We start from the raw sequence: 26,190 nt of genomic DNA, 5'->3' as shown, positions 1-26,190 counted from the left end.
GCTGCAAGGTGCTCGGCCTGAGTGAAGCCGGAGACCCATTTGCGCGGCTTCAGGTCATGGTCGCCATCCTCGAACCACTGGATTTCGATGGATGCGGGAAGCTTGTAGCCGGCGACCTCCTCCTGCGTACCGAACGGATCCCGCGTGCCCTGACAGATGAGCGCCGGCGTCTTCAGGTCCAGCAGATGCGCGGTGCGCAACTGCTCCGGCTTGGCCGGCGGGTGAAACGGGTATCCAAGACAGAAGAGCCCGGCGACCTTGCCATCGGCATGGAGGCCATCCGATGCCATCGAGGCGACGCGCCCGCCCATCGACTTGCCGCCGATGATGAGCGGGCCCGTGGCGTCGAGAGCCGCGACCGCCGCGCGGTATTCTTCGACAAGTGTCTCGGCCTTCGGCGGCGGCTTTCGCTGACCGTTTCGCCGCGCAGCCATATAGGCGAACTCGAACCGGGCGATGCGAAAGCCTGCCTGGCAGAGCAATTCGGTGCATCGGTTCATCACTGCCGCATCCATCGGAGCGCCCGCACCATGGGCGAAGATCAGCGTCGCGAACGGGGCGTCGCCCGTATCGATCAGAATGTCCATCCAGCGTGTTCCATGGCGGATTGGCAGGTTGATGCGCTAACGCGGCAGCTGCGCTGCAGCTCCAGCGCCGGACACGATCTGGGCGGGTAACGTTTCCGACGCATGTTCACCTCTCCAGGCCTCAATTTTTGCGATTCTTTTGCAAACGACGTTTCAGGGAGTAACGGGGGGACGAGTGCCTTGATCTGCCGAACGGAATTTGCCGCAACGGGGTCGGTGCTGGCCTGCGATGCCGCTGATCGGACCGCGGACGTTCCCTTCGATCAACGTAAGCGCCGCAGTCTTCTGCCCCCACCACACAGGCCGTAGGCTGGCATCATGCTGGCATCAGTGACCGCACTACGATCCGGTGCCTCAGCCGCCTCCCTTGTCCTCGCCATCTGCAGCTTGCCGAGCACTCAGATGCGTCTTGCGCCGGAACCCGCCGCGCCCGCTGGTGTAGCGCTGCACCAGATCCTCGATCACCAGCCCGCTCTCGCGAGCGTCGAAGCCCTGCTCGGCGAGTTGGTCGACAATCCCGTCCGCGATCCGCTCCCAGGCTTTCGGCATTTCCTTCTCGTGGACGCGTGTGATCACCTGCCACAGCACGATGCGGGCGATGTCGTCGCGGGTCGGGCGTCGCTTTTCGAGGTTGCGCCGGCGCAACTCGGCCTGTCGTTCGCGCTGCTCGTCGTTTCGGGTGGAAATCGATTTCCGGGGCATGGGGGGCTCGGTCCAGATAGGTCGCCGGCTCCTGCCCGCGATGATCCGGCCTTCTTGCCCCGAGAACCGGTAGAGCGCAAACGCCGTTTGCGAAGCAACGCGAATCTGGCGTTCGGCAACGTAATTCTCGGTTTCTGAATCGCGGAAATCGAAGTTGGAATCGGATCAAGGAAAATTGCGCCAAATCGAACTGCCTTAAGACGATGTGAGGCGATGTCCCGGCACGTTGGTCCGAGGTCGCCGCACATCCGTCGCACTCGAGTTGATCTTGATCAGCTTCTGCGCACATTGAAGCAAATTCGAATGCCGCCCGAAGGCGGACGGTAAGGCGTGACGCGCATGCTCGCCGCATGGCCCGCGCGCGACACCACCGACGCCCATCTGTGCCGCTCCTGCCAATCGTCCTGATGATCGGCGGCGCGGCCGGGGCCGGCTACACCACCGACCTGTCGTCCTTGGCACCGTCCGGATCCATGTGGTCGTCGGCACGTGCCGCATTGCCCGGCAGCGGCTGCGCCATCAAGGGCCACGTCAGCATCGACATCGGCGAACGCATCTACCATGTGTGCCCGGGCAGAAGTATTACGCGCAAACGCGCATCTCCTCGCGCTACGGCGAGCGCTGGTTCTGCAGCGAGACCGAGGCCCGCCAGGCCGGCTGGCGTCGTTCGCGCATCTGAATCGCGCTTCAGCCATCACGCAACGCGGATCTGGCAACAGGAATCGCGATCCCGCAGGCAGGAATCGCCAAACTCACACCCAGAATCGTCCGACAGCATTCCGGAATCGGAAGGGACCGGATCGGAATCGAACGCGTGGGATCGTGAATCGCCGGCGCCCGATTGGGAATCGCCGTTTTCGACCGGCGCACAAACCCGATGGGGTCCGACGACGCGTCCACAGCTCTGCTCCTTGATGCTCTTTCAGGGCCGGCGGGTCACCCCTCGTCCATAATCGGTCCCAAGATCGCATCGACCTCGGCTCCGTCGAGCGTGCCGTAGACGAGGAGCTGCTCGGTGAGCGCCGCATGCGCCGGACGGGCCCAGTCGATCAGTCGTGTCGCCCGAGCCAAGGCGTCTTCCAGGCGGGTGTTGGCGCGCTGGTAGGCATCCGGACGGGCGGAATAGAGCGCGTTGGTCGAGGCCGGATCGACATAGAGCAGCGGAGTACGATCGGAGAAGCCGCCGCGGCATTCGAGATCGAGAGCAAGCCGAGTCGCGATCTGCAGGTCGCTGCCGTCAATCATGCCGGAGCCGGCGAGCGGCTGGAGGCCATGCACCATCTCGGCGGCACGGCCGGCGAGCAGCATCGTCAGGACGTCGGTCATCCGCGCTTCGGTTTGGATGTCGCCCATGTTTGCGGCAAGCCGCGACTGGCCGCCCTCGGGGTCGTCGATCGTCAGGTCGACCTGGATACCGAGCTTCAAGGCTCTGGCGACGACGGCATGGCCGGCTTCATGGATCGCCATCTGCCTTCTCAGGGCATCGGAATGGTTGGCGCGATCGCCGCGCAGGGCTTCGCGCACCCCGTCGAACGACATCGCGATCCGGGCGCGGCGGCAGCGCTGACGCTCCTCGCGGATCGCGCGCTCGACGTCCGCGCCGGTCATGCCGCGTGCCGTCCGCGCCAAAAGCCGCAGTGCATGAGCGCGCAGGGTGGGCTGTCGGTCGCCGACGCCTGGTTTCGTCTGGCTCGACCCTGGCGGATCGAAAGTGCGCGTGGAAACGCGTGCGCCCAGCGTTCGGATAGTCTGCCGCTCCGATGCCGTGGACGCACTTGGCTCGCCGGCGGGTCCATCAGACGTTTCCGTGCCCTCCCTTGCCCCGGCCTTGCCAGGGTGGTCCCATTGACCTGCGTAGACTCCACCTTCGACAATGACGGTCTGGTCCGGACCGTCGATGGCGGCGGCGCGCGTCTCGCTCGATGCGCGGGGACGCTTGCGCTTGCGCGACGGCGAGCAGTTGTCGCCTGTCGAGGCCGCTCCTGGCTGTGCTGGTGTCTCATTCCCGGCATCGGTTTGGCCGCGCTGCTGACCGATGGATTCTATGGGTTCCGATGGATCTCGCCTGCGGTCCTGATCTCCGGCAGGCTCCGCGGCCGAAGCCTCCGCCGACGGCATCGTTGCCGCAGCGCGGTCGAGATCGTCGCCGAGATGGAACGCGATGATGCTTTCGAGCGCATGCATGTCCGGCTTCGGAATGACGATATGCGTTTCGAGCCGGCCGGAACGGCGCAGCGCCGGCTCGATGTCGTTCGGCCTGTTGGTCGCGCCGACGATGATGATGCCGTCGGTCTTCAATGCCCCGTCCATCAGCTCGAGCGCCTTGTTGACGATCGCGTTCCAGTAGTCGGCATACTCGCGCGCCCGTTCCTGCCGCCGGCCGATGCCGTCGATCTCGTCGATGAAGAGGATGCAGGGCCGTGCCGCTTGGACTTCGGCGAAGCAGTCGCGCATGCGGCCGAGGACGTCGCCGAGATGCGACGCCTCGAGCCATGTTGCGACCGAGGTCGCGAAGACCGGCAGCTGCAGCGTGTTGCCAAGCGCGCGGGCGAAGGTCGTCTTGCCGGTGCCGGGTGGTCCGGACAAGAGGAGCTTGGTCGAGAGGTCCGACCAGGACACCATGCCGGCATGCCAGAGATCGAGATCGGTCTTGAGGTTCAATGCCCAAGAGCGCGCCTCGCCGTACCCTGCCAGTGTCTCGACGGTCGCGACCGGAGCCGGACGCTTTGTTGGCGGGCGCGCCGGTTGATCGTTAGCGGCAGCTGGTGCAATGGTCTCCGCTGCCGCCTCCGTCGCGCCGACATCCATGCGCGCATTTCCTGTGGCGTTCGGCGCAGCCGGAACCGTATGGACGTCACCGGAGACCTCGGCTGGGACCGTGTGAATCTCGCCAGCGACAGCCGCTGGCGCGGCGGGAGCACGATCCGACCCCGACGGGTTCGAAACGTCCCCTTCTGCCGGAACGGGCTGCGGATCGATCCTCGTCGAGCCCGTGCCGGCGGTACCATTGCGATTGCGCCGCCAGGTCGATCCGCTCGAGCGTCCGTCCTTCGACTTCGTCTCATCGTCCTCGTCCTCGGAAGGCTCCGCGGCGCTGGCCGCGGCAAGAACCTGCAACCGCGCGAGAATTGTCGCGAGGTCGTGACCGGGCCGGATCGCCATAACAAGATCGTCAAGCGACAAGGCTGCGAGATCCATCGGGAAGGCTTCCACCGCATTCAGGATCGGCTCGGCATCGATCCCGGTCTTGGCGTCGATCAGCTCCGCGAGCATCGGCCAGTCGAGCGGTGCGGCCTGCAGCGTCATGTCCAGGACGACTGTCACGCGGGCGGGCAGATCGACGGGCGGCGCATCTCCGGTGACGACGATCGGCATGCGCTCGCGCATAGCCTTTGCGAGGCATTTGCGAAGCGCCACTGGCGCAGCGTCACTGAATGCCGACGACTGGATATTGATAATGGGGAGTGTCGTGTCGAGGCTCCTCATCGACGCATCGAGCTTGTTCGGACTGTCGATCGTCAGGACGCGCATCTTGACCCGCGGCACGCGCAGCATCTCGTCCAGCATGCCGGCAAAGCGGCGTTCGAAGCCGCGGACTGCGCCATGGACGGCGATGACGGGCTGCACACGGTGCAGCGCGGCTAGGAGGTTGCGTGCTCCGAGGCGTCTCAAAGCCGGCATCAGCATCAGGCAGACGGCGAGCTCGCCGATGTCGACGTCGCGGCCAACGGGATGTTCGCGACCGTGGCGATGCTGCCGCTCGGCGATCGGATCGACGTCCGGCGGTCCCGGGTGGAATGCGCTGATCGTCGTGCGCCGCGCCGCCTCTTTCCGGCGTTTCGTCGCGACGAGCTTCAGATCGACGTCGTCAAGCTCGACCTCGTCAATCCAGGTGTACGCGCCGAACGCATCGTTGATGACCGCGCGCTGGACGTCGCGCAGTTCGACAAGCGAGGCGAGGCGTCTGGCAAGGCGCAGCGTGACCGTCTTCATCGGCCGGCCTCCCCGGTTTCGTCAGGGCGTATGACCTGCAGGCGCGGGGTGACCGTCTGCGCCATGAGAAGCCAATGACTTCGCAGACCGATCGCCGCGTAACGATCCCGTCGCTGCTGCTGACGCCGCTCGATGCGGCGCTTGAGCATGTCGAGTGTCGCTTTCGCCGCGCCGTCGCCCGCGGCGGCATGGCGATGCAGGGCGCAGACGATCGCGAAGGGTATGTCGCCAGTGCCGAAGCGTGCATGGCGCAACGCAAGGCCGATGACGACGGCAGGTTCGTCGCCGCGGGTGCGCAGGATCGCCGCGTCGCTGGCATTGTCGTTGGCACTGATCCGCGGCGTCGAGCCGCACGGATCGGCACCGCTGCTCAACTCCGTAGCGGAGACGGCGTCATCAAGAACGCCGGAACGGAGCACGTCGTCGGCGCAGCCCATTGCGAGATAGCCGAAGCGCCCGATCGCATCCACTGCGTTCGGAGAGTTCTGCGGACCATCATCGCCGGCGGCGGCAATCGATTTCCGGACCGGGCCGAGGGCGAGCAGCGGAAGGGCAAGCGGCAGGCCGCGCCGCAGGGCTGCCGACGGCAGATCCGAAACAGGCGTCATGTGTGAGGTGGACAGGAAGGTGGCGTCGGTGGGCGTCATGATGACAAGACCTTTCCGCGCCGCGGCAGAGCGCCCGGCGTCATCGAACAGGAAGGAGGGGATGGGGTCGGGTGTCGCGGACGGCGGCGTCAGGCCGTGCCGGCCACTGGTCGTGCAAGCGCGACCGAGATCGCCGGCATCATCGCCAGCACGCGCCGGGCGCGGGCATCGGATGGTCCGTCCGGAAGCTCAGCACTCGCGACGTCCTTCGATGCAGTGCCATGGGCGTCCATGTCGTCAGACCCGACATTGCGGTCGGCGTCCTCCCCGGGATCCATGGCCGCGGTCCGCGCATGGATGGCGTGGGTACTGGACCTGGCAGAGTCCGTCTCCGCACGATCCGAACCCATCGCCGCCGGATATGCCGCCCGCAGCCGATCGACCAGCACCGCCTGAACCGCCGCGCCGAACCGGCGCTTCAGATCCCGCAGCGCGGCCCCTGCCCCGTCGATGCGCAGGAAGGCGTCGAGCGCGTCAATGCCGAACACGTCCGGGTCGGACAGATCGGTATGGCCGGACAGATCGAGGATCGCGGCGTGGCAGGTTCGCACCCCATCGATCTGGTGGCGGGATCGCAAATGATCCGGAGCGACGACGGCGCAAGCGAGGAGCTTGGCCTTCAGCCGCCCGAGCTTGGCGGCGTTGTAGGAAGCGATCGACCGCTTGACGTCGCAGACGACCGCATAGCGTCGTGCCTCGTCGACGATGACGAGATCGGCCTTGTAATGCTCACGGGCAAAGACCTCGGCGGCAAGCCGGATGCCGGAGAGCTCGGTCGGCCGGTTGCGGGCGATCAGCGCCTGCGCGGCCTCGGTGACGGGAAGCTCGACGTCGCGGGTCAGGACGGTCAGGTCCGGATGCGTCGCCGCGATCAGCGCGAGGCCAGCCTGAAGCATCAGGCCGTCGTGGCAGCGCGCGGAATGAATGAACGACGCGATCGCACCGAGCGAGCCGAAGGTCAGGTCGAGCTGGTCGCTCGCCGCGGGCGATGCGGCGGCCGCCACCGTCTTGTCGATCAGGCGATCGAAGGCCTCGTTCAGTTGGCCTGCATCGAGCCGATGCCACGGGCGATCGGACGAGGCCGATCCGCCGATGTCGGAACTCGCGCGGCCGAGGCCGCTTCGCGCGGGATTGACGGAAAGGTCGTTGGCGGCACGCGCCGCTTGGTCGGACGCAGCGCGTCCGGTAGAGATGGTCATAGCCCGATTCCTCTCGTACCGAGGTTGAGGGTCAGGCCCGTTCCGGGATTGCCGTCTCGGTTCGGGCCGCTTGATGTCGTGAACTGCGATTGCCGTCGCCGTCACGCCCCCAACATGACCGGCGCGAGCATCGGGCTCAAGGGGCCCCTGGGGCTCTAAGCCGGTTGTTGGTTAATGCGGGGCTCCCAAGTGATGGGGAGCCTGCGGCTTCGATCGGGAACCGTTGCCGACCACCGCGCACTGTTCTCATCGAACGCGACGGGCGCGCGGCGCGAAGGCAACGGCAACCGCACGCCGACCACGATGCCGAACTCAGCTGCGTTTCCGGTCGCGATTGCGCCCCGTTATTCAATCACCACCTCGAAACGGTCCGCCACTTCCATTTCGATTTCGGTCGCGATCGCGAGAAAGCCCGACCGCGCCCGCCAAAAAAAAGCCCCCGCCGTTTCCGGCGGGGGCTTGGACTTAAGGGCAACGCGGCCGGCGCGCCTTAGCGCGGGCGCGGCGATTGCGGTTCGAAGTCGATGACGTTGTCGCCGCCGACAGCCGCGAGCTGGGCCAGCGGCTCGGACATCGGCGTTTCGACTTCGACCTCGCCGTCATCATCCACCAGGCCGTCTGCCAACGCGTCGCCTGCATCGAGCGCCGGGGCGGCGACCGCTTTGCGGGCGAGATCGCTGCGCCAGCTCGGATCCTTGCCGATCGCCCAGGTGATCGCCGGCAAGACCTGTTCGACGATCCAGATCGTCGCATCACGCCCATGCGGGTAGGCCTTGGGGTTCGCCAGCACCTCGAGCATCTTCTCGACCGCGCCCCAGCGGCCCGACCGGTCGACCTCGACGGTGATGAACTCGGACCCCGCCGGTGCGTTCGGCGACGAGATCATGGTGAGCAGGATGGCCCGGGCAAGCCGCGCCTCGTTCGGCAAGGCCTTGGCGAGGACGCTGCGGATCTTGTGGTCCTTGCCTTTGTGGGTTTCGAGCGCCTTGAACGCAACGTTCCCGATTGCGACAAGGATCGCGACGAACCGCTTTGCGTCGGCCGAAACGCGTTCGCGCGCCTTCGACCCCAGTCCCGAAACGCCGCCGGCATCGGCCGGGCCGTGTCCGTCAGTGCCGTCCGCGCCGGGCATGCCGCTTTTCAGGTACTTCTTGACCGCCGAGATCGATGGGCGCTTTTCCGCCCGGTACATCTCGAACACCGCCTCGATCTGCTCCGGGCTTACCGTGCCAGCCGAAAGCTCGATCAGCGTAGTCGGATGGACGCGCAGCGCGACCGCCGTCTTGCGGTGCGCCGAGAGATTCTGGTGGACCTGCCGGTAATGCCGCGCGCTGCGCAAGGTGCGGTCGCACCGCGTCTCGATGAAGCTGCTCAACGTCATCTCCGCTGGGATGATCTCGTAAAGCCGCTCGACCCAAGCTCCCTGCTCGAACGCGTCGTCGGCCTCGCGGGCATCGACCGATCCGAACTTCGCCGCGATCTCGTCGAGCTCGTGTGCCTCCTCGCTCGTCAGCGTCTTGACGAACGCGTCGAAGGTTTGCGGAAGCGCCGGAGTCGGGACGATCCCGGTCTCGAGCGCGGTGTCGGACGCACCGTCCGTCATTGCCTTCTCTCGCACGCGCGAGGGCCCGGAGGCCGCTCCCTTGCGCGATTTGGCGACAGTGTTGGTTTTCGCCGGGGCGGAAGTCTTCGTAATGTCACTCATGCGCTGTGGACCTCTCCTTGTGCGCTAAATGCAGATGAACGCTTTTCGCTCATCCGTCATACACAAGGTTAGATCGCCATTTGTGAATATGCAACCGCTGCAGATTTCCCAATTCAACAGGCTTTACTGCATACAGCGATATAATATTACGATGTTACTTCTTCTTGAACTGGCTCATTCTTCGTTTCTGTCGTCCGCGAGCCAACATTCGGCGATGCGGATTTATTTCACACCTCGAAAACTTGAGAAACCAAGTGCTCGTTGCTCGCCTCGGAATACGAACGCGCGCCCTGCGACGCGTGACCTAGTCGAACCCGCCGCACCGCAGCCTCGATGTCTCAAGCCCCGCGCATTGCCTGCAGTAACGGCAAGTGAAGCGGATTCAGAGTTCAGCGGGGTGGTTTCCGGGGCATTGAGAGCGGGCCATATCGCTCGTTGCAGGGCCCAATTGCAGTTTGGGATGAATGCGGCGGCGAGGTAGCGACGGTAGACGACAATCCCACCGAGGGGCGCACGCTGTCATGAACACGCAAGTTCGATGCCGCTCACGACGAGACACGGCCGAGCGATCCTGTAGCGAGGGAAATCGATTTCCGACGCTTGGTCGGGCTTGCTTACATCAGAGCGATAACCGGCGGATAAATGCGGCGTCTGCTCGCACAACGCGAGCCCAGCTACTTTTGACCAGCCACCCCTGCACGATCGGCCGCAAGTCCCGAAAATCACATCGCGCCGGCTTGCCGATCGCAGCCAAGCCGGCTAGCGTTCGATGCGCTCGGGTATCCCTCGGGGTATCGCGATCAGCAGGTCGATCGGCAAAAAGGGCCGAAAAACTGTTATTTTCCAGTTATTTGGCGGGGAATCCCTCTCTCTCCGCCATATAATTAATTCGCATTCTACTTTCGGTCGATTAATCTCGCCGCGAGTGTGGCGGACATAGACCCCGCATCGGCGTCGCGCCGAGCTGCACCACCGCCGAGACATAGCCCTGCGCGCTGGCCGAGATCGCAAGCCGCGCGCGATGCGCGCATAGCGATCCCAGCCGTAGAAACCCTTCGGACAGACTAGGAGCCACGTCCTGAACGGAGCCGTGTTCCGCGTGCGCAGGAGGAATCTGATCTGCGCGGCGCATGCGCCTTGAATGGCAATCGCGGTCCAACCAAATAGGTAAGGTTTCCGCAGGAGGTGTGACCCGATGAGCGTCGCGTTCGTCAAAGAAGAAAGCGCAGAGGCAGCATCCGAGACCGTCCTGCCCGCACGCCCGATATCGGATCGGCCCAATTTCGTCACCGAGGCTGGTTTCAAGATCCTTGAAACCGAATTGGAGCGTGCGCGAAAGGCGCTCGATGCTGCGTCCTCGCTCGAAGATATCAACGAAAGGCGCCGGCAGTCGGCGGTGCATTTCGCGACGTGCGCTACTACGCCGAACGTCTACGAACGGCGGTGCTACGTCCGAAACCCTCTTCGAACGACGTCATCGCATTCGGCCATACAGTGACGTTCGAACGTGATGATGGAAGGGTTCAGACATTCCGTATCGTGGGTGAGGACGAGGCGAACCCGTCGCAGGGAACGATATCGGACGGATCGCCCGTCGCCGTGGCGCTGCTCGGCAAGAGCGTTGGCGATGTCGCACGTCTGGGACCGCACCAGATCGAAATTCTCTCTATATCTTAGCGAATCCGCTCAGACGCTTGGCGTCGGAGGCCGTTTCTCGGCGTCCCGCTTGCTGCTGCGCAGGGTGACGCCCGGACGTCAGCAGGGATCGACGATTCAAACTCCGGTCGGGAAATGCACCAGTTCGATACGGACGTCACCGGGGACGGTCAGAAATGCCATGACGGTGCCGTCCGGTGCGGTGGTGGGGCCGTCCACGAGTACCGCACCTAGTTCGACGAGCCGATCGGCAGCCGCAGGGACGTCGTCCGTCGTCAATGCGAAATGTTCCAGACCCAGCGATTGATGCGTGCGACCCTCTGGCAGGTCCTGACCCGGGACCGGGCTGGTAATGACGATGAATGGCGGCTGATTGGCGCCGAGCGCGCAGCGGATGATCCGGTCTCCGCTCGCCCTTTCGGCATCGATCACGATCTCGAAGCCGAATGCGTTGCCGAACCAGTCAGCCACGCTCTTCGGGTCATGCGTCTTGATGTGAACGTGATGAAATCCGTAAGTCATGATCAAGGCCTTGATGGTTGATCGCAAGCGGGTGACACCTCCTGTGGTGTTACATCACACTTTCGAGGATGGCTGCATAATCCGCGCCGGAAAGAGCGCGGGGGTTTGTCTGGTGGCTGTGGTCGGCCAGGGCGCGCTCGCATGTCCAGTCGAACACCTCGCGCGTGACGCCGAGTTCGGACAATGTCCGCGGCGTGCCGAGCCTCGCATTGAGTGCGTCAAGCGCGTCCGCCAAAGGCGTCGCGGCGGCGGGTAGCCCGATGGCAGTCTCGAGCCGGGCGATCTTGCCGGCTGCCGCCTCGGCATTCCAGCGCAGGACCGGCGGCATGAGGATCGCGTTGAGCGTGCCATGGTGAAGCTTGAGGGCCTTGAGGCCACCAAGCGCGTGGCTGAGGGCGTGGACCGCACCGAGGCCCTTCTGGAAAGTCAGTCCGCCTTGAAGGGCGCCCATCATGACCTCCGAGCGGGCTTCGAGATTGGCGCCATCGGCGAACGCCGTGGGAAGTGCGTTCCAAAGCCGCGCGAAGCCATCGATCGCGATCGCCTCGGCGGGCGGGTTGAAGCGCGGCGACAGATAGGTTTCGATGCAGTGCGACAGCGCGTCCAATCCCGTTGCCGCGGTCAGGTTTGGGGGCAGCCCAAGTGTCAGTTCGGGGTCGCAGATTGCGCGCTTGGGAATGAGGTGCGGGCTGATGAAGCCGAGCTTGCGCTCGTCCTCCAGCGTGATGAGCGCCGCCCGGCCGACTTCGGAACCGGTTCCCGCCGTGGTGGGGATGGCGATCAGCGGCGCAACGGCAGGGGTGATACGAGGGATACCACCCAGGATCGCAGCGTAATGCTCGAGTTCACCCTCGTGAGTCGCCAGCAGCGCCACACCCTTGGCCAGATCGATGGGCGACCCGCCGCCAAACGCGACGACGCCGTCGCACTCGGCTTCGCGATAGAGCTGGAGTGCTTCCTTGACTGCGCTTTCGGTCGGGTTGGTCGGCACGTCGAGGAACAGCGCCGGGTTTGCCGGCAGAAGTGCCGTCAACTTGTCGATCAATCCCGACGCCGCGATACCTCTGTCGCTGACGATGAGGGGCCTAGTCATGTCCAGGTCGCGCATGGCGTCGGGAAGGAAAGCGAGCGCGCCTGCGCCAAAATGGATCGTCGTCAGATAGGTGATGATGTTCATGATACTCGCGGGGTCAACAGGTAGGGAAATGTCAGGTGACGAGGTAGCCGCCGTCAATCGGCAGGATCACGCCTGTGACGAACGACGCGGCGGGCGATGCCAGAAACAATGCGCCGCCGACGACGTCGCCTGGTTCTCCCCAGCGCTTCATCGCCGTGCGCCCGATGATCGCGTCGCTGCGTGCAGGGTCGTCGCGCAGGTTTTTTGTGAGGGCCGTCGCGATCCACCCGGGTGCGACCGCGTTCACGCGGATGCCGTCCGCGGCGTAGGCAATGGCGAGTGACTTCGTCATCTGCGCGATGCCTCCCTTGCTTGCCGAATAGCCGGGCACGAGGCCTCCTCCTTGAAAGGACAGCATCGAGGCGAGATTGATGATCGCGCCACAGCCCGACCTTGCCAAAAGCGGCCGCGCGGCTGCGCAGACACGCATCGAGCCTGTCAGGTTGATATCCACGACCGAAGCGAAGACATCGGGGTCGAGTTCATCGCCGCGCCGGATGACGCCTGCGCAATTGACAGCGACGTCGAGCGCATCGAAGCGGGAGACGAGACCCTGGACACCGGCCCGATCGCGCACGTCGAGGGAGGCGAAGGCGATTCCGGTTCCCGCATGGGCATTCTGGGCGTCTTCGACTTCGCCCTCCGTGGCGCCGGTCGCGGTCACGAGCGCGCCCGCCTGCGCGAAGCCGGCAGCGATCGCGGCGCCGATCCCGGAGGTTCCGCCGGTCACGAGCACTGTCTTGCCGGTGAAGAACGGCCGTGCCCAATCGGCGTTCGCGGGTTCGGCTTCATGCATCGCGGGCCTGTCTTTCACGCTGGAGACCACCTTCAGAACGTCGCGTTGATGGCGCCGCCATCCAGAAGGATGTTCTGGCCCACGATGTAGCCCGCATGGGCGCTGCACAGAAACGCGCAGGTTGCGCCGAATTCCTCTATCGTCCCGAAGCGCCCGGCCGGGTTGGCCGCATACGCCTCCTGTCGCGCCTCATCGACCGATATCCCCTTGGTCTTCGCCGTCGAGTTCATCAGCGATTCGATACGCGCGGTCTCATGTTGTCCGGGCAGAAGATTGTTGATGGTGACGCCGTGGCGGGCGACCTGCCGCGACGTGCCGGCAACGAAGCCCGTCAGACCGCTGCGCGCTGCGCCCGACAGGCCGAGTGCTGCAATTGGCGCCTTGACCGAGCCGGAGGTGATGTTGACGATCCGCCCCCACTTTCGCTCGATCATTCCGGGAAGCACCGCGGTGATGAGATGGATCGGCGTCAGCATGTTGGCGCGGATCGCGTCCTGCCATTCCTTCTCGCCCCACTCGCTCCAGACGCCGGGGGGCGGGCCGCCGGCATTGTTGACGAGAATGTCCGGGTCGGGTGCCGCCTCGAGCAGCTTGGCGCGTCCTTCCGGCGTGGTGACATCCGCCGCGACAGGGACGACCGATACGCCATATCGCCCGGATATCTGCGCAGCGGCTTCCTCCAGCGGCCCTTGCGAGCGCGCGTTCAGCACGATCGCAACGCCCGCTTCCGCGAGTTTTTCGGCCGAGCCTCGGCCCAGTCCCTTCGATCCGCCGCAAACGATTGCGGTCCTGCCCTTGATGCCGAGATCCATCTTCCGTCTCTTCCTGATTTGCCAAGCGCGCAGTGCTCGTGGTCCCGCCGCCCGAAGACGGCGGGACGGGTTTACCGGTCACGGCTGAAAGGCATAGCCTTCGCCGATCCGGGCATCCTCGGGGATTTCCGGAAGGTCAGAGAACAATTCGGGCTGCTCGGCCATCACCTTGACGATGTGCGTCGCGTCGATGTGTTCGTTGACGTCGAAGGTTTCCTCGATGAAGCCCAGCCGGTTCAAGCGCTCAACCGCCGCGTGCAAGGCAGCATAGTTGTTTGCCGACAAACGCCGGTCCGCCTGCTGCACATTGTATTCCATCGCCTCTTCGGCGACCGCCGGATCAAGACCTGGAATCCAGCGTGTCGCGACCTGCGCCGCATCTGCCGGATTGGCCCGCATCCACTGGTCGGCTTCGGAGACGGCGGCGAGGAATTTCTCGATCGTTTCGCCATTCTCCGCGATCCAGTCGCGCATGCCGACATTGAAGCCGACATAGGAAATGTGGTTGCCACCCCGGATCACCTGATAGGCGCCGGGCACGTCCTTCTGCGCGACGATCGGCCAGGGGTCCCAGCCGACGAAGGCGTCGATGCCGCCGGCCAGAAGTGCGACGGTCATGTCCGGCGGCGGCGTATTGACGAGTTCGACGTCGTCGACCGTCAGGCCGGCCGCCTCGATGAGCGCCAGGATGTAGAGGTGGTTGATCGTGCCGAAGGACGCCGCGATCCGCTTGCCCTTCAACGTCGGCAGGTCGTCGCCCGAAATTTCGGACCCTTCGCGCGCCACAAGCGCCATCGTCGTGTCGGAGCCGAGCTGCGCGGCATTGCCGCTGTAGTTGCCTAGCGCCACGAGATCCATTCCCCGGATCACGGCTCCGATCATCGGCACGCCCACCTGTACGAGATCAACCTCGCCCGCCTGCAGCGCGTTGAGGGCATCGACGCCGGTCGCGTATGGGTTGGCGATGTTTACGTCGAGGCCATGCTTTTCGAAGAAGCCTTGCTCGAGCGCAATCGCAAGTCCGAGCTGATCGATGCCGGACACCATGCCGGCGCTGAGTTCAACGAGGTCGTCGTCCTGGGCGGTTGCCGCCAAAGGCAAGGCAAGCGCCAGGCCGACGGCTAATGCCAGTCGCCTTATCATCAGTTTCTCCTCCTCATGTGAGCGGCTCCACCCGCTCGACCCAAAAGGGCCTCGCGAGTTTCCTCAAGTCCGCCCGGTTGACTCCGCGCACCTGCACGGAATTTCCGCTGGCGCCGGATACCCGGCCCAGGCTTTGAAATTTCTGAATGTGGAACCGTTCCGGCGCAAAGGGCAGCGTGACGAGAACGTCGACCCGTCGCCCTTCCTGCGGAATGCCGTCGGCCAGCTTTCCCGCAGCCGCCACCGACAGCCACACCTGCCAGGCGACGATGGCCGCGAGGACGCCCATCACGACCTTGCCGCGTGTCGAGCCCAATGCGTCGCGCCACATGCTCATGCGCGGCGAACCAGTTGCAGGACGTGGTTCGACAGCGTCTTGAACGCCTCGTCTTCGACTAGGTCATCCCAGATCCGCGGCCGTTTCAGCGGGATGTCCACTTCCTCGAGAACGTGCCCCTTGGACAGGACCACGACCTTGTTGGCCAGGAACACCGCTTCCGAGACATCATGGGTGATGAAGATGACCGTCGGGCGCCGCTCTTCCCAGATCTTGGTCAGCTCTTCCTGGAGGGTCATGCGTGTCTGGGCGTCGACGCTTGCGAACGGCTCGTCCATCAACAGCACGTCTGGATTGTTCGCCAATGCCCGCACGACGCCGACGCGCTGCTGCATGCCGCCGGACAGTTCGTTCGGATAGCGGTCGGCGGCATGGGAAAGCCCGGCCAGCGCCAGATACTCCTCCGCGATTCTTGCCCGCTCTTCCTTGCTCGCCCCTCGCATCTTGGGTCCGAACGTCACGTTCTCCGCGACGGTCTTCCACGGAAACAGGGCGAAGGACTGGAACACCACGCCTCGATCCGGACCCGGCCCCCTTACCTCGCGGCCGCCGACCATGATGCGACCACCGGAGGTGGGCACGAAGCCGGCGATCATGTTGAGGATGGTCGATTTTCCGCAACCCGACGGACCGACCACCGCGACGAAATCCCCTTCGTCGACCTTCAGCGACACGTCCTTGATGGCCGTGTGCTGAGTGCCGCGATACGGGTCGAAATAGGTCTTGGAGAGGTTTTCCAGAGCCAGGCTTTTCATGACGTCACGAGCCCCCAACGCTGTCCCGTCGCGCGCTCGATCGGCGCGAGGAACCAGCTATCGACAATGTACCAAAGGATGCCGAGCACGATCATCCCGACCACGATCTCCTCGACCGAGCCGGCGCGACGGGCATCGAACATGAGGAAGCCGATGCCGCTCGTGCCGACGATGATCTCGGCCGCGATCAACGCGCGCCAGCCATAACCAAGACCGTTGCGCAGACCGGTGATGATGTTCGGCAGTGCGCCGGGAAGCGTGACCTCGAGCAAGATGCGATGCTTCGACGCGCCGAGGCTTTGCGCTGCGCGACGCAGTTCGGGCTTGACCGAACGAATGCCCAGGACGGTATTCAGAACGACCGGAAACAGCACGGTGTAGACGATGACGAACGTCATGGTCGTCAGGCCGAAACCGAACCAGACCAGCAGGATCGGCAGCCATGCGATGTCGCCGATGGCCTGAAAGAAGAGCAGGATCGGCCAGGCGAAATCGTGCGCCCTGCGGCTCAGCCCGATCAGAACGCCGAGCGGTATCGCGATACACATCCCCACGGCCGCACCGACGGCAAGTCGCGACAGGCTGTCGGCAAGATAGTCGGTGAGGATGCCCTTGTAGAGCAAGGTCCACGCACGCTCGACCACCTCCACCGGCCCCGGCAGAAACACGGGCGGGAAGATTTCGAGCCAGGCGATGAAGCCCCACGCGGCGATCAGCGGAACGAATGGCACGAAGGCGGCCATTGCCGGCCAGCGCGCGGTCCAGCGGGCGTAATAGCCCCATATCGTGTAGATCGCGGTCATGTCCGCTGCACCAATCCCCAGCGTTCGATGGTCGCGCGTTCCAGAGGCGCGAGCAGAAGCCGGTCGAGAAGAAGCCAGATGAGACCGATCACGATCATCGCAAAGACGATGATTTCGGTGCGGTAGAAGTCGCGGGCCAGAAAAAGCATGTAGCCAAGGCCGACATTGGTCGCGATCATCTCCGCGGCGATGAGACCGCGCCACGCGAAGCCGATCCCCGTGCGGATACCGATCACGATATTGGGCAGCGCGCCCGGCAACAGCACTTCCTTCAGCATCTGCCAACGGCTTGTGCCGAGAGACGCTGCGGCGTGTCGCAGAGGCATCGGGATCGTCGATACGCCGAGCAGCGTGTTGTAGGCGACGACGAAGAAAACGGCATTGAAGATCACGAAGGTGATCGCGCCAAAGCCGTAGCCGAACCAGAGCGTCGCGATGGGAATCCAGGCGATGCCGGCGAGGACCGAAAAGAAGCGGAACAGAGGCGTCAGGAAATCCGATACGGGCTTGCTGACGCCCATCGCGATGCCGAGCGGCACAGCCGTCAGGATCGCGAGGACCGTCCCGACCGTCACCCGCCAGAGCGATGCGCCGACATGGGCGAATAGCGAGCCGTCCACGATGGTGCCCCAGCCCGCGCGTGCAACGGTCGGCACATCGGGGAAAATGCGCGGATTGACGCTGAACACCGTGACGACGACCTGCCACACAACGACGAGAAAAATGAGCGGCGCGACGAACTTGAACGCCTGCCACGTGCGCTGGTACGGAACCGGCGAGAAGGGGGCGGTTTCGTCAGCGACCGTCATCATGCGTCCGCTTGTCAGTGCCAGATCGCGGCATTGTGCCGAACAAGCTCATGTTTCCTCCCAGAAAGCTCGAACATGGCCGGCGGCCCCGCGCATCTCCTCCCGCGCCGGCCGCCTCCCATCAACGTATGAACTGGTCGATGAACTCGGCCCCAAGGCCGTTCTTCGCGTAGTGCGCACGACATTTGTCGATGCGGGTGAAGACGTCGTCGAAGCCGGTGGTGTTTCCGTCTGGGTCGACATAGATCATCGCGCCGTTCACCTGGAACATCGTGATCATCTCCTCGACATGCTCGTCGACGACCAGCGTATGGGTTTCGCCGGGCGCCTCGTAGACATAGCCGCCCTCGGTCGCCACCCAGTCGTGCTCGAGGTATCGCCATTGCCCCTTGATGACGTAGCCATGCACCGGCAAGGGATGGCGGTGCCGTGACAGAACGCCCGATTTGCGAACTTTCAGAAGGTTCATCCAGTAGCCGCGCGATGCGCACATCAAGAGCGGCCGGAACCAGACATTTTCCTCGACCGGCACCCAGACGCGCTCATCCTTCGGAATGGCATCCGGAACGACCAGTTCCGGCGGAGATTCCGCTGGCTGCGCCTTGCGATAAGGCGTCCATTTGTCCACGACCTGCGCGCTGGCACTGTCGGCTTTCATCGGCTCTCCTCCCGATAGGTCACCCACAGATTGTCATCAGATGGTTGACCTGATCGTCCATATTGTGGACAATGTGCCCACATTATCGACAAGCACGATATGACGTGTCAAGAGTTGAGTGAGAGGAGTTCGTTGATTGGCTGACTTGACAGGAAAACCCGCCCCCGAGGCTGGCCGCGCAGTTCAGGGAACGGCGTCATTCTCGAAGTTCATGATCGTGCTGCAGGCCATCGCCGATGCGCCAGGCGATCTCGATATCGCCAAGCTGACGAAAGCCCTGCCCTATCCCCGCGGAACGGTCTATCGCATCGTCTCGGCGTTGATGGCGGAAGGCCTCGTCACGGAGAAGCAGGATTCCCGGACGTACCAGCTCGGCCACCGCCTGATCGCTCTGGCTTCAAAAAGCTGGGAGACGTCCGACCTGCGCTCGGCCGCCCGGGACCACATCGAAGCACTGCGCAACGCCACCGGCGAAACGGTTCATCTGGCCGTGCCGAGCGGAACTGGAATGGTCTATATCGACAAGCTTGAAAGCCCACGAACGGTGCGCATGACGTCGCGCATCGGCACACGCGTTGAGCTCTACTCGACCTCGGTCGGCAAAGCTTATCTCGCGGCGCTTCCAGAACTTCAATGCCGCGAGATCATCGCCAATCTCAACATGCAGCCGCGAACGCGCAACACGCTGACAGACCCCGAAGCGCTCCTGAGCGAAATCCGCAAGACGCGGGCCAACGGCTACTCCTACGACAACGAAGAGAACGAGCCCGACATTCGGTGCTTCGGTGGCGCGATCGTTGATCGCAACGGAAGCCCTGTCGGCGGCGTCAGCCTGTCGATCCCGATCTATCGGTTCGATGAGGAGCGAGCGGCGAACTGCATCGCGCGCGTGAAGGAAACGGTGGCCGCAATTTCCGCGTCGCTGGCGACCTTGGTGTGAGCAGATCACAAAATGGCGACGTTGACCACAATGTGGTCAAGTACAGGGTAGGGCACATGATTGATCGGGATGTAAGCTACGATTTCTCAGGCCGCGTGGCCGTCGTTACCGGCGGGCTCAACGGGATTGGCGCGGCAATCGCGAATTCGTTTGAGCGCGCCGGCGCGACCATGGTGTCATGGGATCTGGCCGCATCCTCCGATGACGGCCATGTCCAAGTCGATATTGCGGATCAGTCGTCCGTCGCCGATGCAACGATGAAAACGATTGGCCGGCATGGCAAGGTCGACGTCCTCGTCAACAATGCGGGCATCGCCGGGTCGACCGGATCGATCGAGGACTATGACCCGGCCGAATGGCAGCGCATCATGGATATCAACCTGACCGGGACGTTCCATGTCTGCCGCAGTCTCGTGCCCTTTCTCAAGGCGAATGGCTGGGGGCGGATCGTCAACATCGCGTCGCTGGCCGGCAAGGAAGGCACGCCCAACGCCGCCGCCTACAGTGCGTCCAAAGCCGGCGTGATCGCCCTCACGAAATCGCTCGGCAAGGAACTCGCCGGCACCGGCGTGCTGGTCAACGCACTTGCACCGGCCGCGGTGCAGACGGCGCTTCTCGACCAGATGAGCCTGGAACATGTCGCGACCATGATCGCCAAGAGCCCGATGCGCCGGACCGGGACGCCGCAGGAAGTGGCCGATCAGGTCATGTGGCTGAGCTCGAGCGCCTGCGCTTTCAGCACAGGCGCCGTGTTCGATCTGTCCGGGGGACGGGCGACATACTGACGATCCAATGGACGACTGAGAACTTCTGTAAGGTTCAGTAAGCGTCGTGCTTCAGCCCGCATGCCTTGCAATAGGCCTCGTGTGCGGGCCCGCGGCCAAGATGGTGGCGAAAGCTCTTCATCTCGGCGAAATACGGGATCGGGGCGCGCACCGGCCGTTCCGGTTCGCTGCCGAAATCATCGAACAGCGTCTGGAGCGTGACGACGACACGCTCGGCGTCGTTGCGGTCGCGGTAGGGTCCGAGGTCGATCTTGTAGGCTGCGGCGAGATAGTCGAGCCCGTCTTCCCAGAACGGCCGCGCTTTGTCGGAAACATATTGGAGATAATCGCGCATCTCGCGAACGTCGTCCTTGGTCGAGATCGGTCCGTGCCCGGCGACGACGGTTTCGACATCCATCCCCATCACCATGTCGCAGACGTCGATCCAGCGCTGGACCGGCCCGTACCAGGCGATCGGCGTGCCGCCGGTGAAGAGGATGTCGCCGGTGTAAACAACCTTGTCGTCGGGCACGTAGATGAGCGCGTCGCCGAGCGAATGCGCCGGTCCGACCTCGATCAGTTGCACCTTCTTCGATCCGACCATGATGTCCATCGTGCCCGAAAAGGTCTCGGTCGGCGGGGTGAGTTCGATGCCGGCGAAGTCGAACGGACGGAAGCACTCACGCATGAAGACGCCGGCGCTGCCGAACTGTTCGGCATTGGTGACGATCTTCTGCACCACGGCCGGGTCAAAGCGCGCGAAGTCGTCGACCGTGCCCTGCGTGCCGATGATGCGCGCGCCCTCGACGAGCTGGTTGCCGAACGTATGGTCACCGTCGGCATGGGTATTGACGAGGATACCGATCTCCTTTGCAGCCGGGATCGACGCGCGGTAGACGGCGAGCATTTCGGCGGTCAGGTTCAGGTCGAACAGCGTGTCGACCATCAGCGTCGCGTCGCCGTCGACGACCAGACCGGCATTCGACCAGCCCCAGCTTCCGTCCGGCTGGAGATAGGCGTAGCAGCCATTGCCGAGGTCGTGCATGCCCTTGGTGAATTGCCATTTGGCCATCGCAGCTACTCCTTTGCGTTCAGACGAGAGCCGTGGCGAGCCACGGGAAGAGGAAGACCAGAACGAGCACCAGCAGCATCATGACCGCGAAAGGCGCCGCGCCGGCGAAGATGTCGTTGAGTGTGACCTTGCTGTCCGGCCCCAGCGTCGCCTTCACCACGAAGACGGCGATGCCGAAGGGCGGGGTCAACAGCCCGATCTCGACCGCGATGACCATCAGGACGCCGAGCCAGATCAAATCGACCTGAAGCCCGACGAGGATCGGAATGGCGATCGGCAGGGTCAGAAGCATGATCGATGCGGAATCGAGGATGGTGCCGAGCAGGATGACGACCAGCATCAGCGCGATGACGATGCCGGTGACGCCCATGCCGGATTCGACCACCCACGAGCCGAGCCAGCCGGGCATCCCCGACATGGCCAGCATGCGTGAATAAAGACTGGCGCCGATGATCAGGAAACAGATCGAGGAGGTCGTGTGCCCGGTCTGGACGAGCACCTGCCAGAAGCTCGCCCAGGAAAGCCGCCGCTTGGCAAGCGAGATGAGAAGCGCACCGAGCGCACCGGCTGCGCCCGCCTCCGTCGGCGTGAAGAAGCCGCCATAAATGCCGCCCAGCACGAGCGCGACCAGGATGACGATCGGCGCGATCTTGTTCAGCATCTCGCCGACGCCCATCTCGCGCACCGGCTCGCTCTCGACCGGCTTGCCGCCACCGATGAAGGACGGCCACCAGCGGCCCATGGCGAAGATGCCGGCGCAGTAGACGAGCGAGAGGAGAATGCCGGGAATGATACCGGCGATGAAGAGCGATCCGACGGATTGCTCCGTCAGGACCCCATAGAGAATGAAGAGCAGGCTCGGCGGCAGGAGCATGCCGAGCACCGACGATCCCGCGACGACGCCGACAGAAAAGCGCGGCGTATAGCCGTGGCGCATCATCTCCGGCACGGCGACCTTGGTGAAGACCGCCGCCGAGGCGATGGAGATGCCGGTGATTGCCGCGAACACGGCGTTGGCCGCGACCGTTGCGATGCCGAGCCCGCCCAGCACCTTGCGGAAGACCTGCGCGGCGACCTCGAACGTGTCGCGCCCGATGCCGGCGACGGCGACGAGCAGGCCCATCAGCACGAAAAGCGGAACGACGCCGAAGATGTAGTCGCTGATCGAATCCTTGAAGGCCAGGACCAGCATGTTCGACGCGATTTCGAAATTGCCGCGGATCAGCCAGACGCCGCCAAATGACAGGAGGATTAGCGCGATCGCGACATGGACGCCCGAATAGATGAGCACCAGCATGACCGCTATGGACAGAAGTGCGATCTCGATGCCGCTCATCGCGCGATACCCCTTGCCGAGCGGACATCGCTCCAGGCGATGAGCAGGAACTGGACGGCCGTGGCGACGATGCCGAGGAACACGAGAATGAAGAGCGGCCATTGGGGCACGGTGAAGAAGCCCGGATTGCCCATGAAGTTGCGTTCGGGATGCTGGAAGGCGGCGACGACGCTCGGCCAGAATTTCCAGGCGATCATGAGGAGCAGCAACCCGCCGACGAGATGGAAGATTGCCAGAAGCGCCGAGCGAAGCCGGGGCGCGCGGCGCTCGAGCACGTTGAGCAGCACGTCGGAGCGTGTCATCGAGCCGGAACGCAGCGTGTGCGCAAGCTGCAGGAAAACGATGCCGACGATCGAAAAGGCGACGAGTTCCGGCACGCCTGCGATCGGGCGGTTGAGGAAGCTGCGACCGAAAATGTCCGCATTGATGAGGAGCATCAGCCCGATGATCCAAAGCGTGCCGACCGCGTTCATCGCGCCGATTATGCGTGCGAAAGGACCGCTCGGCATTGCTGGCGGCGGCGCGTCGTCGCGCGGGATTGCGGATTCGTCGGCCATGGCGGAACGCTCCGGGTCAGGCATTGATGATGGGCGCCGGGCCTTCGCCGCGCCCCATGGCGGCGAAGGCCCTTCGGCGGTCCGGCCAAAGCCGGGGGAGGATTACTCCGCCAGGTAGTCGCGCTCGAAGGTGAAGCCGGTTGCCTTCAAATTGTCGCGATAGGCTCCAAGCACGGCGCGGCCGGGCTCTCCCCGTGCCTCTGCGGCGTCGGCCCACGCCGTCGTCGGGTTCGGCAGTGCCTCGATCCACGCGGAGCGCTCGGCGGGATCGAACTCGACGATCTTGCCGCCACTGTCGGTCAGCGTCTTCTTCGCGGCCTCGTAGCGCGCTTCCTGCTCGTCGAAATAGGCCTTGGTGTAGGCGGCGGCGGCGGCGCGGAAGGCCGCCCTGGTCTCGTCGGAGAAGGTTTCCCATTGCATCTGCGAGACGCCGAGGCCGCCGATATACATCGCACCGAACTGGGTCTGGTTCCAATTCGGGGCGACCTCGTAGAGCTTCGCCGGGACATTGGCCGTCATCCAGCCGATATTGCCGTCGTAAACCCCGGTCTTGATGTCGTTGTAGAAGGTCACATAGCTGCCCTGAACGCCGACTGCGCCGGTTCCGGCGAGCCATGCCAGGTTGGGCCCGGCGCCGCCGAGCTTGACGCCGTTCATGTCGGCGATCGTCTTCAGTTCCTTGGTCGAGGCGATGTTGTAGTCGTCGATGGCAATGCCGCCGCCGATATAGACGACGCCGGTCGCCTCTTCGAGCGCAGCCAGCGCGCCTTCGGTCTCCGTCAGCGCCTTCTCGACCGCTTCCGTCACCCCGCGCGCGTCGGCCGGGCCGAACGGCATGGCGTAGGTCAGGTTGAGAAGGCCCATCGTCGCCGGATTGAAGACCCCGCTCATCTGGCCCACGTCGATGATGCCCTGCTGGAAGGCTTCCGTCTCCGAGCCGAGCTTTACGATGGTGCCGCCATAGCCCTCGGTCCAGTTGATGGTGACGGCGCCGGTCTTGGCAAGTTCCGCATCGACGGTGGGGATGAACGTCTCCTTGACGTGCTTGACCCACAGAAACACCTCCGGGTGTCCCGTCGCTACGGTTAGATTGAGCGTTTCCTGCGAAAGCGCCGGCGCGATTGCGCAGCCGAGCGCAAGGGCGGCCACGCCGCCCCTCAAAGCGTTGCGATACATGCACTTTCCTCCCTTGGCCGGCACGGGGCCTCACTCCTAATCCCCACGACCGATGACGAAACGCTAGCGATATTTGAACACGTTGACAAGAGTTTTGATATGTCGTTAAAATCGGATATCCAAGGGCCTCGAAAAGCGCGGCCCGCATGCATGGCGGCCGGAATGAGCAGAACGAGAAAGATCGCGCAGGGTGAGAAGGTCGTCGTCGTCGAGGCGACGCAGCGCAATTCCGCGCTGACGCGCGCGCGCATCCTGACCGCGGCCGAGGCCGAGTTTGCCGACCACGGCTTCGACGGTGCGACGGTGCGCCAGATCGCGCTGCGCGCGGAGGTGCCGGTGGCGCTCGTCAACTATCATTTCGGCAGCAAGGAAGGGCTCTACCGCGCCATCTTCGAGATGCGCGCGCCGATGATCGTCGACCAGCGTATCGCCGGCCTTCGGCTTGCCGAGATGGAGCCGGATGCCGAGCGCAAGGTCGAGATGATCGTCAAGGCGGTGCTCGTGCCGAACCTGCACATGCGCAGCACGGAAAAGAATTCCAGCTATGCGCGCATTCTCGCGCGCGAGGTTTCCGACCCCAAGTCGCACAACCGCAAGGTCATCGCCGAGTTCTTCGACCCGATCGCCTACAAGGTGATGGAGGCGCTGCAGGCGGCGCTGCCCGACCGCTCCGTCGAGGAGATCAACTGGGGCTATCAGGCGATGCTCGGCATGATGGTCTACACGATGGCCGATACCGGCCGCATCAGCCGGCTCTCCGGCGGGCGCTGCGACCCCGAGGACGAGATGGCGACCGCGACCCATCTGGTCGCACTGATGAAGGCCGCGCTCCTCTATGGCCGCGTGCCGGCAACGCCGAAACAGGACTGACCGGCCGGAGGAGCCGGGCGGATCGATTCAAGGGATGACACCGATGAAGCTCGTAACCTATGAACGGAATGGACAGCAGCGCGCCGGTGCGCTGGTCGACGGCGACCGCAGCATCGTCGACCTTGCCGACGCCCACGAACAGGCATTCGGCGAAAACCATTCCGCCTTCGCCTCCGTGCAGGCGATGATCGAAGGCGGCGACGCCGCGCTCGACCGCGCCTACGAGACGCTGAAGAAGAGCGCGAACGGCGCGTTCCGGAAGGACGGCATCCGCCTTCTCGCACCCGTCCCGGTGCCGATCCAGATGCGCGACTGCCTCTGCTTCGAAACCCATCTGAAGCAGTCCTTCAACGCGGTGCGCCGCATCCGCGCCAACGCCACGCCGGACCCGGAGGCGGCGATGAAGGAGTTCGAGGAAAAGGGCGTCTTCGCGATCCCTAAGACCTTCTACGAGCAGCCGATCTACTACAAGGCGAACCGCTTCTCCGTCGTCGGCACCGACCAGGACGTGCTTTGGCCGCGCTATTCCACGCTGATGGATTTCGAACTGGAATTCGGCTTCTACGCCCGCAAGAAAGGCGTCGACATCGCCCGCGACGAGGCGCGCGACTACATCTACGGTTACACCATCTTCAACGATTTTTCCGCGCGCGACGCGCAGACGCAGGAGATGGGCGGCCAGCTCGGCCCGGCCAAGGGCAAGGATTTCGACACTGGCAACGCCATGGGGCCCTGCCTCGTCACCGCCGACGAGATGGCGGACCCCTACAATCTCACCATGGTCTGCCGCGTGAACGGCGAGGAATGGGGCCGTGGCAATACCGGCACGATGCACTGGAAATTCGAGGACCTCCTCGCCCACATCTCGCAGTCCGAGACCATCTATCCCGGCGAGTTCTTTGGATCGGGCACGGTGGGCAATGGCTGCGGGCTCGAACACATGAAGTTCCTGAAGCATGGCGACGTGGTGGAACTCGAGGTCGAGGGCATCGGCATCCTGCGCAATCGGGTGCTGACAAGGGATCAGTAAACGGGCTCTTCGCAGGTCGACCCCACTTCGGTCCTTCGGACCACCTCTCCCCCGTGGCTCGGGGGAGAGGAAAGCACCGCCGCAGCGCCGGTATTCCAGCTTGGGTTCCTCTCCCTCCCCCGTCGAACGGGGAGAGGTGCCGAG

At 64.2% G+C, this 26,190-nt stretch carries 24 protein-coding genes and 3 pseudogenes; 6 read left to right on the top strand and 21 right to left on the bottom strand.

Annotated features, from left to right (window positions below):
* Positions 1 to 587 (bottom strand): alpha/beta hydrolase family protein (locus tag ACT6QU_RS09170; protein WP_444836870.1); only part of this gene is annotated, 587 nt, incomplete at its 3' end.
* A gap of 354 nt (positions 588 to 941) precedes the next feature.
* A complete protein-coding gene (locus tag ACT6QU_RS09165) occupies positions 942 to 1,289 on the bottom strand; it encodes a hypothetical protein (protein ID WP_444565180.1) in 348 nt (115 codons plus the stop codon).
* A 407-nt stretch (positions 1,290 to 1,696) separates the two neighbouring features.
* Between ACT6QU_RS09165 and ACT6QU_RS09160 the strand changes: the two are divergent.
* Positions 1,697 to 1,968 (top strand): annotated as a pseudogene (locus tag ACT6QU_RS09160) (sunset domain-containing protein).
* 257 nt (positions 1,969 to 2,225) lie between these two features.
* Here ACT6QU_RS09160 and ACT6QU_RS09155 read toward each other — a convergent pair.
* The 5 genes and pseudogenes from ACT6QU_RS09155 to ACT6QU_RS09135 all read right to left on the bottom strand — a co-directional run.
* On the bottom strand, positions 2,226 to 5,282 hold the full coding sequence (locus ACT6QU_RS09155; RefSeq protein ID WP_444565179.1) for an AAA family ATPase: 3,057 nt from the start codon (positions 5,280 to 5,282) through the stop codon (positions 2,226 to 2,228).
* Positions 5,279 to 5,929, bottom strand: coding sequence for a hypothetical protein (locus tag ACT6QU_RS09150; RefSeq protein WP_444565178.1), 651 nt, complete (start codon positions 5,927 to 5,929; stop codon positions 5,279 to 5,281). The genes ACT6QU_RS09155 and ACT6QU_RS09150 overlap by 4 nt, the downstream gene beginning before the upstream one ends.
* A gap of 89 nt (positions 5,930 to 6,018) precedes the next feature.
* The gene (locus ACT6QU_RS09145; RefSeq protein WP_444565177.1) at positions 6,019 to 7,128 is read right to left on the bottom strand and encodes a hypothetical protein; all 1,110 of its coding nucleotides are present in this window, start codon (positions 7,126 to 7,128) and stop codon (positions 6,019 to 6,021) included.
* Between the two features lie 490 nt (positions 7,129 to 7,618).
* Positions 7,619 to 8,731, bottom strand: coding sequence for a hypothetical protein (locus ACT6QU_RS09140; RefSeq protein WP_444565176.1), 1,113 nt, complete (start codon positions 8,729 to 8,731; stop codon positions 7,619 to 7,621).
* Between the two features lie 1,029 nt (positions 8,732 to 9,760).
* Positions 9,761 to 9,904: pseudogene (locus tag ACT6QU_RS09135) on the bottom strand (ABC transporter permease); the annotation flags it as partial.
* A gap of 124 nt (positions 9,905 to 10,028) precedes the next feature.
* On the opposite strand from ACT6QU_RS09135, the pseudogene greA reads away from it, so the two are divergent.
* Positions 10,029 to 10,510: pseudogene (gene greA, locus ACT6QU_RS09130) on the top strand (transcription elongation factor GreA).
* A 96-nt stretch (positions 10,511 to 10,606) separates the two neighbouring features.
* Here the strand turns inward: greA and ACT6QU_RS09125 are convergent.
* From ACT6QU_RS09125 to ACT6QU_RS09080, 10 genes are all read right to left on the bottom strand, one after another.
* On the bottom strand, positions 10,607 to 11,011 hold the full coding sequence (locus ACT6QU_RS09125; protein WP_444565185.1) for a VOC family protein: 405 nt from the start codon (positions 11,009 to 11,011) through the stop codon (positions 10,607 to 10,609).
* A 49-nt stretch (positions 11,012 to 11,060) separates the two neighbouring features.
* A complete protein-coding gene (locus ACT6QU_RS09120; RefSeq protein ID WP_444565175.1) occupies positions 11,061 to 12,188 on the bottom strand; it encodes an iron-containing alcohol dehydrogenase in 1,128 nt (375 codons plus the stop codon).
* A 31-nt stretch (positions 12,189 to 12,219) separates the two neighbouring features.
* Positions 12,220 to 12,984: an SDR family NAD(P)-dependent oxidoreductase gene (locus tag ACT6QU_RS09115; RefSeq protein WP_444565184.1), complete on the bottom strand. Its 765-nt coding sequence runs from the start codon at positions 12,982 to 12,984 to the stop codon at positions 12,220 to 12,222.
* 32 nt (positions 12,985 to 13,016) lie between these two features.
* Complete coding sequence (locus ACT6QU_RS09110; protein WP_444565174.1) at positions 13,017 to 13,796, bottom strand: SDR family oxidoreductase; 780 nt, start codon at positions 13,794 to 13,796, stop codon at positions 13,017 to 13,019.
* Between the two features lie 78 nt (positions 13,797 to 13,874).
* Positions 13,875 to 14,939 carry an ABC transporter substrate-binding protein gene (locus ACT6QU_RS09105; RefSeq protein ID WP_444565173.1) on the bottom strand — a complete coding sequence of 355 codons (1,065 nt, stop codon included), beginning with the start codon at positions 14,937 to 14,939 and terminating at the stop codon, positions 13,875 to 13,877.
* Between the two features lie 13 nt (positions 14,940 to 14,952).
* On the bottom strand, positions 14,953 to 15,276 hold the full coding sequence (locus ACT6QU_RS09100; protein WP_444565172.1) for a hypothetical protein: 324 nt from the start codon (positions 15,274 to 15,276) through the stop codon (positions 14,953 to 14,955).
* Positions 15,273 to 16,031, bottom strand: coding sequence for an ABC transporter ATP-binding protein (locus ACT6QU_RS09095; RefSeq protein WP_444565171.1), 759 nt, complete (start codon positions 16,029 to 16,031; stop codon positions 15,273 to 15,275). Before ACT6QU_RS09095 ends, ACT6QU_RS09100 begins: the two co-directional genes overlap by 4 nt.
* Positions 16,028 to 16,834 (bottom strand): ABC transporter permease, encoded by an 807-nt coding sequence (locus ACT6QU_RS09090; protein WP_444565170.1) that lies wholly within the window; start codon positions 16,832 to 16,834, stop codon positions 16,028 to 16,030. Before ACT6QU_RS09090 ends, ACT6QU_RS09095 begins: the two co-directional genes overlap by 4 nt.
* Entirely contained in the window at positions 16,831 to 17,646 is an 816-nt protein-coding gene (locus tag ACT6QU_RS09085; RefSeq protein ID WP_024586820.1) for an ABC transporter permease, read from the bottom strand. Before ACT6QU_RS09085 ends, ACT6QU_RS09090 begins: the two co-directional genes overlap by 4 nt.
* 118 nt (positions 17,647 to 17,764) lie before the next feature.
* Positions 17,765 to 18,301 carry a 2,4'-dihydroxyacetophenone dioxygenase family protein gene (locus ACT6QU_RS09080; protein ID WP_444565169.1) on the bottom strand — a complete coding sequence of 179 codons (537 nt, stop codon included), beginning with the start codon at positions 18,299 to 18,301 and terminating at the stop codon, positions 17,765 to 17,767.
* Between the two features lie 136 nt (positions 18,302 to 18,437).
* On the opposite strand from ACT6QU_RS09080, the gene ACT6QU_RS09075 reads away from it, so the two are divergent.
* Positions 18,438 to 19,241: an IclR family transcriptional regulator gene (locus ACT6QU_RS09075; protein ID WP_444565168.1), complete on the top strand. Its 804-nt coding sequence runs from the start codon at positions 18,438 to 18,440 to the stop codon at positions 19,239 to 19,241.
* 56 nt (positions 19,242 to 19,297) lie between these two features.
* Positions 19,298 to 20,026, top strand: a complete 729-nt coding sequence (locus tag ACT6QU_RS09070) for an SDR family NAD(P)-dependent oxidoreductase (protein WP_444565167.1) — start codon at positions 19,298 to 19,300, stop codon at positions 20,024 to 20,026.
* Positions 20,027 to 20,060: 34 nt separating this feature from the next.
* Here ACT6QU_RS09070 and ACT6QU_RS09065 read toward each other — a convergent pair whose 3' ends face one another.
* The 4 genes from ACT6QU_RS09065 to ACT6QU_RS09050 form a co-directional block, all read right to left on the bottom strand.
* A complete protein-coding gene (locus ACT6QU_RS09065) occupies positions 20,061 to 21,077 on the bottom strand; it encodes an MBL fold metallo-hydrolase (protein WP_444565166.1) in 1,017 nt (338 codons plus the stop codon).
* A 19-nt stretch (positions 21,078 to 21,096) separates the two neighbouring features.
* Complete coding sequence (locus ACT6QU_RS09060) at positions 21,097 to 22,413, bottom strand: TRAP transporter large permease (RefSeq protein WP_444565165.1); 1,317 nt, start codon at positions 22,411 to 22,413, stop codon at positions 21,097 to 21,099.
* Positions 22,410 to 22,970, bottom strand: a complete 561-nt coding sequence (locus tag ACT6QU_RS09055; protein ID WP_444565164.1) for a TRAP transporter small permease subunit — start codon at positions 22,968 to 22,970, stop codon at positions 22,410 to 22,412. The genes ACT6QU_RS09060 and ACT6QU_RS09055 overlap by 4 nt, the downstream gene beginning before the upstream one ends.
* Positions 22,971 to 23,072: 102 nt before the next feature.
* A complete protein-coding gene (locus ACT6QU_RS09050) occupies positions 23,073 to 24,146 on the bottom strand; it encodes a C4-dicarboxylate TRAP transporter substrate-binding protein (RefSeq protein WP_444565163.1) in 1,074 nt (357 codons plus the stop codon).
* Positions 24,147 to 24,308: 162 nt separating this feature from the next.
* Between ACT6QU_RS09050 and ACT6QU_RS09045 the strand changes: the two genes are divergently transcribed.
* Together ACT6QU_RS09045 and ACT6QU_RS09040 are read left to right on the top strand one after the other, a co-directional pair.
* Entirely contained in the window at positions 24,309 to 25,016 is a 708-nt protein-coding gene (locus tag ACT6QU_RS09045; protein WP_444565162.1) for a TetR/AcrR family transcriptional regulator, read from the top strand.
* Positions 25,017 to 25,059: 43 nt separating this feature from the next.
* Complete coding sequence (locus ACT6QU_RS09040) at positions 25,060 to 26,046, top strand: fumarylacetoacetate hydrolase family protein (RefSeq protein ID WP_444565161.1); 987 nt, start codon at positions 25,060 to 25,062, stop codon at positions 26,044 to 26,046.
* Positions 26,047 to 26,190 lie beyond the last annotated feature (144 nt).

This window comes from Aliihoeflea sp. (assembly GCF_052435475.1).
Taxonomy (GTDB): domain Bacteria; phylum Pseudomonadota; class Alphaproteobacteria; order Rhizobiales; family Rhizobiaceae; genus Aliihoeflea.
Note: the sequence above shows the minus strand (reverse complement) of the source record. Positions and strands in the feature narration are given on the sequence as shown.